The following is an 8,866-nucleotide window of genomic DNA, read 5'->3' as shown; positions in this document are numbered from 1 at the left end:
GATGTAGGGGCGGTTGAGAACGGTGGAGAACCCCAAGGAAGTGAGGGCATCGTCTACATCGAGCTCGAGCGGAAACCCCGTCTTAACTACGGCCTGTCGAAGTTTCTCCAGTTTCTCTGAGTCCAACTAATCGTCAAGGGGAATCCCGTAAGGGACTCCTGTAAAGCATTCGGTCCCCGTCTCAGGCTCCTAAAGAAGTCCGAGGAAGAAGTGAGCATGAAAGGTTGATGCCTGCTACACCAACCTGCTTGTTTGAGTGGTGAGCTTCGAAATGCGCTAAATCGTGCTGAGAGATGAATAGCCCGGCTAGGATTCGAACCCAGGCATCCCAGCGAAGTGGAAGATTGGTGTTTATATCGCGAACACGGGTGATGATGTTGTATGCCCAAGTCTAGCGGAACTCAGTTAGGAAGGACTGATGGGCTCGGACCCGTACGGGTAGGAGCCCCGTCGGGCCCGCGAAAAACAACTTCCACGTTGTCGGTTCAGGAAATGATTGCTTCCCGAAGACTTCTACCAGTCTGTGGCTCCAATTTCGCGTAATCCCACGAGGTAAAGTAGACTGGGGTTATTTCGAATACAACATAGCCGCCTTTCTTGACCTGCTCCAACACCGATTTGACAAAGGGTTGGCCTTTCTTAACGTACTTTGCGAGAATCTTCTCACCGTGAGAGAGGGCCTCTCTTTTGGCAGTTATGATTCTGGCGGTCCCCTTCCCCTTCACACCCTTGTAGGGCCACTTGTCGCTATCCACATCAAAATAGATCCGACTTCTCCTCCTTACATTGGTGGCCTTTTTCAAGGCTGGTTCTGTGTAGAAGTACAGCTTGGTCTTGGCCGTGTCGAAATAGTACCAGACTGGGTGTATCATGGGGGTTCCGTCGGCGTTGGTCGTCCCAAGGAGAAGCGTTGACTTGCTTTGGGTCAGAAACTTCCTAGCTTCGCGTTCCGAAATCCCAATCCCTTTTTCACCTTCGAAAGTCTTCATCCTCCAGGCCTCTCGCATATCCGCCTACTTCAAGCAAGCCATGAGCGTTGGACGAAGTCCATGAGATTAGTTGAATCATACAAACCTTCGAACCGCTCCCCTTTGAATCGGGGTCGTGATCTTGCTACTCGATTCACGCTTGACCTGACACCTCTATGACCACCTTACCTCGGGCGTGACCCTCTTCCAAGTACCGCATTGCGTCAGACGCGTTACCCAATGGAAAACTCCTGTCAACAACGGTATTGACTTTGCCGGCTTCAGCCAAAACTTTCAGAGCTTCTAGGTCTTCTCCGTCTATCTTCGCCGCCAAGAAAAAGATCTTTTGTCCGAACAGCGCGGACAGCACCTTTGCTTTGGCCATCCGGAGGAGCACCCTCGCAAACCCACGCTTCGTGTCAGCCCCGACAAGAACGAGTGTCCCTCCTGAAGCAAGAATTCGGTGGCGGTCCGACAGCGGCAGCGTCCCTACTACGTCCACCACAAGGTCGTATCGTAGGCCTTCGCTCACGAAATCATCCATCGAATAGTCGATGACCCTATCCGCGCCTAGGGAACGGGCCAGTTCCATCTTCCCGGCGCTGCAAACTCCCGTGACCTCTGCCCCGAAGGACTTCGCAATCTGTACAGCGTATGTTCCAACTCCTCCTGATGCGCCGATGATCAGGACCCTCTGTCCCGGTCGAACCCGTCCTTTGTCTCGCAACGCCTGCAGGGCGGTGATCGCTGCGATGGGGAAGCCGGCAGCCTCCTCGAACGTAAGATTCGCCGGTTTGAGCGAAAGCCTGTCCTCGCGAGCAGAAGCGTACTGTGCGAAGCTCCCCCGGCCCGTGCCGAAGACCTCGTCCCCCGGCTTGAAGCGTGTCACGCCTCTCCCAACCTCTTCGACCACCCCAGCCAGATCTGCTCCCTGTACGACGATCTTGGGTCTCAGCAACCCACCTCCAGAAACGCGCATTATCAGCGGGCCTCGCATCGAATACTTATCGACTGGATTGACCGAAGCGGCTTTGACCCTTACCAGAACTCGCCCATCTGTAAGAATTGGCTTGGCCACATCCTGAAGCTCCAGCACTTCGGGAGGGCCGTACCGGTGGGCTACGACCGCCCTCATCGTATCGGACCGACTTTCCGGTGTGGCTTCATGCATATTTCTTCAGCAACACTTCTGTCCCGCCAAGCATCTCGTCGAGCTCTATGGGCTGCCCTTCGAGCACGTCGCTCACCTGCCTCTTTGCCGTGTCCGCGAGCAGGGCGCGAAGATCTCTCGAGAGTTCGACTGAATCAGTCCTTTTCGACCCCTCTTCTGTCCTCAGCATCACACGGTCCCCCAGGATGTCGAGCGTGAACCTCTTCGTGTTGAGCGTGACCTTCTCTTGAGTCACCCTTAGCGTGTGCAGAGGCGTGTAGGTCTCGAGTGCGTGGGGGGAGTAGATGAAACCGTCCGAGCCCACCTTCAGCTTCATCGAATCCTGCTTCATCTCTAGGGAGCTCCCGTTCCACTTCGCTTTCACGCCATTGCCAGACGAGCTGATGTAGCTCCAGTCCCCCGTTCCCTTTACCGACCACCAGGAGGAGAATCTCCCGTGCCTGCCCCAGTACCTCCTGCTGAACCATTTGTCTGACTGTTCATCAGCATCGATGGAGATGGGACCAATCTTGACTACGCCTCCCTTAGGCCCTCGCCTCAGGCTCACCGGCCCGACGTCTATCGAATCTTGAAACTCGTCAGAATCGAGACGGACGTAGGGCGGCAGGTCGACTTCGATTTCGGCCTCGCCCACCATGGTCGTTTCAATGCGAGTCTGGCTGATAAGATCCTTAATCCTCTTGCCGGAAACTTTCACTGTCTCCTCCTCTGTCGCCTTCTCACCCCTGAATGGTATACCGAAGGTCGTCACAGGTCCGGCTATTACTGCGCTTACGGTGCCCATCGGAGTGTCAAAAACGGCTTTGACGTCTCCGTTGACGACGCACCCCACAGCCTTCTTTGACTTGCCTATTGGGAGTCCGATCGAGTCAGCCTTGGCGGAGAGCTTGGTCTCTCCCATTTCTATGATGGTGGTCGGCCTGAGAAGTAGCGGCGGCCCCGTTGCCCTGAGCCTCTTGCCGTTCATCCTCAGAGGGTCGGGGGAGGCTTGGCGGACGACCATGGAAGCCAGGCCAAAGAAGACCGTTGCAATCGCCAGGTTGGGAAGGTATGAATTGAATACCCGTGGGAGCGCGTCTGACTGCAGACCTGCCACCCAACCCAGAATCAGTATCGCAATTATGGTGGTGAATGTCCAGATGGCTGTTCGCCCCAGGAGGCTCGAAGCCGCGCGAATGGCGCCCCTGTCGACCTGAACCTTGGACAATTCATTGAGAAGGCCGAACCCGAACGCGACGAAGAGGAGGGTCGCCGAGTACTGGGACACCCCGAGGATCCCCCTCACAATCCATGCTAAGACAAAGACTCCGGAAACGACATCCAGCAGGATTGAAAGTCTCCTGGTGCCCTGCCTTAGCGTCCCTTCCTTTCCTATCTCAATCAACGACTTCGCCTCCCAGTGCTTCGTTCATCAGAGCAAGCGTCCTGACGAGCAATCTTCCCCTCTTGGTTAGCTGATAGCCCCCTTCATCTCCATGGGCGACCAACCCCATCCGCAGCAGGCTCTTCAGATGGTGAGACACCGAAGCAGCTTCGAGATTGGTCGACGCCTTCATCTCGGAGAAGGTCCTGTTTGCAGAGTACAGCAACTTCACAATCCGAATCCTTTCGATGTTTGCCAGTGATTTCAGTACGTCAGCGGCAGTCCCCTCCGGCATCGCGGAGACGAGGTCGTCCACTGCACGCTCCCCTTTCTCAACGAGGCTGGACCTTACGTTGTCACGAATCAACCGCACCAAGTCCTTGGCAACCACGGAGGATGGCTCGGTGTCCTGTATGTCGCGGCTGCCAAGGTCAACTCGTATGGACCCTGGGTACGATTCGGATGCCGGCTCTCTTGCCTCTCTGACTGCGTCCCTGACTTCTTCCATGATTTGAGCTCTGAGTTGTTTGATTTCGGCTCGAAGGTCTTCCCCCAGGTCTCTCTTGTCCACCAAGTAAATGGGCCTATACTCCCCAGGAAGATATGGTATATAGACCTTTACTTCTTCCTCTGTCTAAGATAAATCGGTGTTTACTTAGGTCGGCGTCCACAGCAGCTTGGATCTTTCGCCCTGCTTCAGCTCCAGGCTCAACACTCCCATCACTTCTTCAGGGACTTTCGTCATTCCACCCTTTCCGACGGTCGTAGTTCCGAGAAGGATCTCTTTCGTCAAGATCTGTCATGAATCACTTGGGAAGCGAGGTCCAAGAAGAAGCGGTGCCGCATCTCAATGGCTACGGGTGCCTTCTTCGCTTATTAGGATGGACGACCTCTCCGACCTGCCTTGAAGTCCAAGTTCACCTACGTCGGAATCAGGGTGAAGAGCATGAGGAAATCCCTAGACTTCTACACGCGGTTCCTTGGGATGAAGGACAAAGGCCATACCAGAATCGAGGTGTCAAAGGGAGACATCGCCTACCTGGAGTCCGAAGAAATGAAGGTCGGCATTGAGCTAAACCACTACGACGCCGACAGTCCGTTCAACACAAAGTACGTCGTGGGAGAAGGGCTGGACCACCTTGCGTTCGGCGTGAAGGACCTTGACAAGGCGCTGAAAAGGGCCAAGAAGCTTGGCTACAGGCTGAGGGACGACATCAAGACTGAGAAGAGCAGGTGGGCCTATGTCGAGGACCCGAACGGAATCTGGATTGAGCTGTTCAAGACCGATCTGTGAGCACCCTATCTACGCCCTTCCGTCCTCTGACCGACGGAACCGTTATACCAGCATTCGAGCAAATAAGCGAGGCAACGGAAGATGCGAGCAATCATCCACAGCATACATTCACAAGTCCCAGCTACAATAAAGAAGCTCGGACACCCTGTCGACACGATTGTCAGCCTGGACTCGCACCTCGACGTCTCTCTAGGAGGAGACGAGAAGCTATACCCCAAGAAGCTCAGGTCCATCGCTGCCCGGACGGGTGCACATACAGCCTTCCGAAGAATCCCGGAAGGCCCTCGGATTCCGAAACGAAGGACGCAGACGAATAGGTTCCAGCCTAGGTTCATCATCGCAATACCTCATCTGATGCTCGCGAGGCATGCCGCGGACGTAGAATCAAGACTTCCCGCGTCGCTTAGACTGGGTGATCAGAGAGAATCCATCGCTTCGGTAGCCGAATTCCTGGAGCGTACCCTGGGAATCGAGCTCTACGAAAGCCCCCCAAGACCTCTGTCGGGCCTTGCACTCGGCCTCAAGGCCGGACCTTGGGTCCTCGACCTGGACGTGGACTACATCCAGGAGATGCAGAAAGAGTGCTACACCCAGATCAGGGGGGCCGGGCCTGGGGTGCTCCAGTCCATGTCCAGCGTGGTCCGATTCATCCGGGAGTCAAGACCAGAAACGATCACCCTTTCGGAAGCGAGGATCTCTGCCATCCGTGACCCAGGCAGCAATTTCTCGAATCTTATCGCAAGACTGGCAGCAATGGGATATGAGATGGAGGAGGATGGAGTCTATTCCGACGATGCCGAAGTCCTCAGGGGCATAGCAGTCTGCAAGGAATTCTACCAGACGGTCTCGCAGAAACTACTCGCCCAACACATGCCTGGAATGATTCGCGGGGACTTCAAGCGATTCAAGCGGGATGAGCGGATGGCGGCGGGAAAGTTCTTCCAGAGCCGAGGATACGCGGTCTAAGGTCCTTTCTAGACGTCGACTACCCTTGAGGCTGAGCGGTGACGTTGACCATCCAGTGGACACCGAACTTGTCAGTGACCATGCCGAAGGTGTCGCCCCAGAACTGCTTGGCGCCAGAAACACCTAAGTTTCCAGTCCCTGGCCAATGACCAGAGACACTTTGAGAGGACAGAAGAAGGTAGGAGGCCTTGTCACCGCTCTTCTCACCCCGTTCGACCAGAATGGCGGTGTCGATGGCCGCGCGCTGGCGCGCCTGGTGCGCTTCCAGATTGACAAAGGAGTGGACGGCCTCTACCCATGTGGCACTACAGGACTGGGGCCCATGCTCAACGTGGATGAAAGGAAACAGGTGGCCGAGACCGTAGTCAAGGAAGCATCCGGAAAGGTCCCGGTCATCGTCCAAGTGGGCTCCGCCGACACTGCTTCGACGGTCGCACTCGCCAAGCACGCTGAAAGGATAGGAGCCGACGCAGTGGCAAGCCTGACCCCATATTACTACAAACCGGGAGAGAACGCGACGGTCAAGCACTTCGAAGCCATATCGAGGTCAATCGGCATTCCGTTGTTCGCCTACAACATCCCACAGTTCACAGGGAACAACCTCAGGCCTTCAGTAGTTTCCTCCATGGCCAAGACAGGCACAATCTCTGGAATCAAGGATTCCTCCCGGGATTTCCTGCAACTGCAGGAGATCATCGAATCTGTCCCGGAGGGCTTCACGGTAATGAACGGAACCGAGGAATACGCCCTGTTCGCTTTGATGATAGGCGCAGCCGGTCTTGTTTCGGGAGGAGCGAACGCCTTTCCGGAGGCGATGAAAGCCCTCGTGGTCGCCCAACGAGAAGGAGACTACCAGGCAGCTCTTGCAGCCCATTGGGTCCTATTGAAAATCAAGGATGCGACCTCGGCAGGTCCAATACCCGCCTACTACGAAGTCCTTCGCAAGAGGGGAATCGACTGTGGGTCGCCGCGACCTCCAATTCTTCCGCTAGACGTGTCCGCAGCGAAAAAGGTCATGAGGGACCTGTCTCCAATGAGACTCTGGCAGGATCGTTAACACGATGCCCATCTGTCCGAAGTGCGGCAAGCTGATCAGCGAAAAGAAGTACAGGCGGCACCTGGGCAGGTGCGGAAGCCACCACAAGCACCCCGCGAAGCCCCTCGACCACCCGGAGAACTTCTTCACGAAGATCTGAGGCCCGAACGCCGTCGACGCCTTCGAGATTAAATAACTGAGGAGAAGCGGGGTGCACCGACGCCCTGGTAGTATAGAGGTCAGTATGCTGCCCTGTCAACGGCAAACGCCAGGCAGAGCGGCGGCGACCCGGGTTCGAAATCTATTGACGAAACTCCCGGCCAGGGCGCCTCTCCATGACCAAGGCTCCTTGCCGAGCGTCGTGATTTCCACAAAAACAGGCTTAAAGATGGCCGCAACCCAAATTGCTCCCATTGCTTATCTTGGATACAAGGCGCCAGTCGTTGGCCCAGGGCGACGAGGAAGGGGAGGGTCGCTCCTACAGGCCTGAACGCACGACCCCTCCTCAGACCACACAGAGCAAGGTTTACGATTACATCAAGACGCACCCTGGGATACACCTCAGGAAGATAGGGCGGGAACTGGGCCTTGCCACGGGTGACGTCCAGTACCACCTGTACAAGCTCGAGAACCAGGGTAGGGTCAACTCCTCGAGACGTGGACTGTACAAGCTCTTCTACCCGAGCGATCTGTTCGGAGAGACGCAGAAGAAGCTCCTCGGCGTCCTCTCACAGGAGACCGCGAGAGAAGTCTTGCTTAACGTCATACAAAACCCGAATACGAGCCAAGAAGAGCTAGCCCTGATTTTGCAGGTCTCCCAGCCCACGATTTCTTGGCACATAAAGAGGCTCGTAGAGTTAGGAATATTGCAAAAGGAACAAAAGGGCAGGACTGTGGCCTATCAGGTCCTGGGCAACACGGCTGAGATATTGATCTTCATGGAGAACTATCACCCAAGCGCGTGGGAGAAATGGTCCAGTAGGCTTGCGGACATGGTTCTCGCGCTCTCGGGCGACGAAGGAAAGGAGTACTGATGGCGAGTGGTACCTTTCTTCCTCCTCTTAGATATCAACGAAGTCGAGCTGTATGAATCGCTAAACCTAGTCGTCGCACTTTTCGCCATCACGCTTCTGGCAATTTCTCTAATGGCATACCGAAGGACGAATCTGAGAAGGTTGCTCTTCGTCTCAGTCGCTTTCGGATTTTTCGCTGTCCAGGCCCTGATAAGAGAGCTAGATGAACTCGCACTTGTCTTCGGGTCCGGGACTGAGCAAGTAATCATCATTATTCTGGATCTTGCCATACTGCTTTTCTTCTTCCTTGCGCTGGTAGTCAGCAAATAGACGCGGGAGGGACAGATGCATGCGATAAGATAGATGATTGTACCACAATAATGATTAAGCCAAGAATGAATCCAAGCCAAAGATGTGTTTCCTGAACCGGATCTCTCTCGACGCGGAGTCTCAGCCTACACGATGCGCGCTCCGGCAAGAAACGTTCGGAGCATCAAATCGCGAGTAAAGTCGATTGTTCATACTAACCCTTGGAGACGGATTCGGATACTTGTCTCTGGCCCTAGTCGCCTTCAGCGTCGTCCTCATAAGAAACAGAAACCCGCTGATAAGCAAACGCCTGCTTAGAGGGCCACTGAATTCGGGGAGCCGCATCAGAAGACTTCGGAGCAGAAGTCGTCGCCTCCATCTGAGCAACCTCAAACTCATAAGAAAAGGTCACACCATCGTCGCCCTACTTGGTGGCCTCTTCGTCATCATCCACGTCGCTTATTTCATTACTTATCCTATCAACGACGCAATACTTCTTGGCTACGTCGCTGTTGCCGCGGCGCTGTTCCTGGGTCTCACCGGAACAGCCTATCTCCAAAGGTTCAGGGAAGCCCGCTTCTACCACGGCTCGATGACCCTTGCGGCGATCGCGTTGATGACCGTCCACGCGGTCGGCTCCGGTTTCAACCTGCCAGTGTGGATAGCGACAGCTGCGCTTGCGGTCACGGCTGGCGTGGTCTTTGTGTTTGCAACGCGCCATGTCGGCAAGATGCTCGCTTAGGAGT

The 8,866-nt window shown here is 55.3% G+C and carries 12 protein-coding genes and 1 tRNA gene; 8 read left to right on the top strand and 5 right to left on the bottom strand.

Annotated elements, in window-relative coordinates:
- Nucleotides 1-485: 485 nt before the first annotated feature.
- The 5 genes from OK438_07785 to OK438_07765 form a co-directional block, all read right to left on the bottom strand.
- Complete coding sequence (locus OK438_07785) at nucleotides 486-989, bottom strand: pyridoxamine 5'-phosphate oxidase family protein (protein MDA4125325.1); 504 nt, start codon at nucleotides 987-989, stop codon at nucleotides 486-488.
- 133 nt (nucleotides 990-1,122) lie between these two features.
- Nucleotides 1,123-2,103, bottom strand: a complete 981-nt coding sequence (locus OK438_07780; protein ID MDA4125324.1) for an NAD(P)-dependent alcohol dehydrogenase — start codon at nucleotides 2,101-2,103, stop codon at nucleotides 1,123-1,125.
- Nucleotides 2,104-2,131: 28 nt separating this feature from the next.
- Complete coding sequence (locus tag OK438_07775; protein ID MDA4125323.1) at nucleotides 2,132-3,523, bottom strand: hypothetical protein; 1,392 nt, start codon at nucleotides 3,521-3,523, stop codon at nucleotides 2,132-2,134.
- Nucleotides 3,516-4,073: a winged helix-turn-helix domain-containing protein gene (locus OK438_07770; GenBank protein MDA4125322.1), complete on the bottom strand. Its 558-nt coding sequence runs from the start codon at nucleotides 4,071-4,073 to the stop codon at nucleotides 3,516-3,518. Before OK438_07770 ends, OK438_07775 begins: the two co-directional genes overlap by 8 nt.
- A gap of 84 nt (nucleotides 4,074-4,157) precedes the next feature.
- Nucleotides 4,158-4,295, bottom strand: coding sequence for a hypothetical protein (locus OK438_07765; protein ID MDA4125321.1), 138 nt, complete (start codon nucleotides 4,293-4,295; stop codon nucleotides 4,158-4,160).
- Nucleotides 4,296-4,406: 111 nt separating this feature from the next.
- Between OK438_07765 and OK438_07760 the strand changes: the two genes are divergently transcribed.
- The 8 genes from OK438_07760 (at nucleotide 4,407) to OK438_07725 (ending at nucleotide 8,862) form a co-directional block, all read left to right on the top strand.
- Nucleotides 4,407-4,796: a VOC family protein gene (locus OK438_07760; GenBank protein ID MDA4125320.1), complete on the top strand. Its 390-nt coding sequence runs from the start codon at nucleotides 4,407-4,409 to the stop codon at nucleotides 4,794-4,796.
- Between the two features lie 81 nt (nucleotides 4,797-4,877).
- Nucleotides 4,878-5,762: a hypothetical protein gene (locus tag OK438_07755; GenBank protein ID MDA4125319.1), complete on the top strand. Its 885-nt coding sequence runs from the start codon at nucleotides 4,878-4,880 to the stop codon at nucleotides 5,760-5,762.
- A 145-nt stretch (nucleotides 5,763-5,907) separates the two neighbouring features.
- Nucleotides 5,908-6,819 (top strand): 4-hydroxy-tetrahydrodipicolinate synthase, encoded by a 912-nt coding sequence (gene dapA, locus OK438_07750; GenBank protein MDA4125318.1) that lies wholly within the window; start codon nucleotides 5,908-5,910, stop codon nucleotides 6,817-6,819.
- 4 nt (nucleotides 6,820-6,823) lie between these two features.
- Nucleotides 6,824-6,958, top strand: coding sequence for a hypothetical protein (locus tag OK438_07745; GenBank protein ID MDA4125317.1), 135 nt, complete (start codon nucleotides 6,824-6,826; stop codon nucleotides 6,956-6,958).
- Between the two features lie 61 nt (nucleotides 6,959-7,019).
- Nucleotides 7,020-7,126: transfer RNA gene (locus tag OK438_07740), tRNA-Asp, on the top strand.
- A gap of 115 nt (nucleotides 7,127-7,241) precedes the next feature.
- Nucleotides 7,242-7,832, top strand: a complete 591-nt coding sequence (locus OK438_07735) for a winged helix-turn-helix transcriptional regulator (GenBank protein ID MDA4125316.1) — start codon at nucleotides 7,242-7,244, stop codon at nucleotides 7,830-7,832.
- Between the two features lie 6 nt (nucleotides 7,833-7,838).
- Entirely contained in the window at nucleotides 7,839-8,141 is a 303-nt protein-coding gene (locus OK438_07730) for a hypothetical protein (GenBank protein ID MDA4125315.1), read from the top strand.
- 220 nt (nucleotides 8,142-8,361) lie between these two features.
- Complete coding sequence (locus OK438_07725; protein ID MDA4125314.1) at nucleotides 8,362-8,862, top strand: hypothetical protein; 501 nt, start codon at nucleotides 8,362-8,364, stop codon at nucleotides 8,860-8,862.
- The last annotated feature ends 4 nt before the right edge of the window (nucleotides 8,863-8,866 follow it).

The organism is Nitrososphaerota archaeon, from assembly GCA_027887005.1.
In the GTDB taxonomy this organism is placed as follows: Archaea; Thermoproteota; Nitrososphaeria; order Nitrososphaerales; family Gagatemarchaeaceae; genus UBA183.
Note: the sequence above shows the minus strand (reverse complement) of the source record. Positions and strands in the feature narration are given on the sequence as shown.

What these genes read in the sequence shown, in the direction of transcription:
- OK438_07785 (MDA4125325.1), bottom strand. Translation starts at nt 989, where the DNA reads ATGAAGACTTTCGAAGGTGAAAAAGGGATTGGGATTTCGGAACGCGAA.
- OK438_07780 (MDA4125324.1), bottom strand. Translation starts at nt 2,103, where the DNA reads ATGAGGGCGGTCGTAGCCCACCGGTACGGCCCTCCCGAAGTGCTGGAG.
- OK438_07755 (MDA4125319.1), top strand. Translation starts at nt 4,878, where the DNA reads ATGCGAGCAATCATCCACAGCATACATTCACAAGTCCCAGCTACAATA.
- dapA (MDA4125318.1), top strand. Translation starts at nt 5,908, where the DNA reads ATGACCAGAGACACTTTGAGAGGACAGAAGAAGGTAGGAGGCCTTGTC.
- OK438_07745 (MDA4125317.1), top strand. Translation starts at nt 6,824, where the DNA reads ATGCCCATCTGTCCGAAGTGCGGCAAGCTGATCAGCGAAAAGAAGTAC.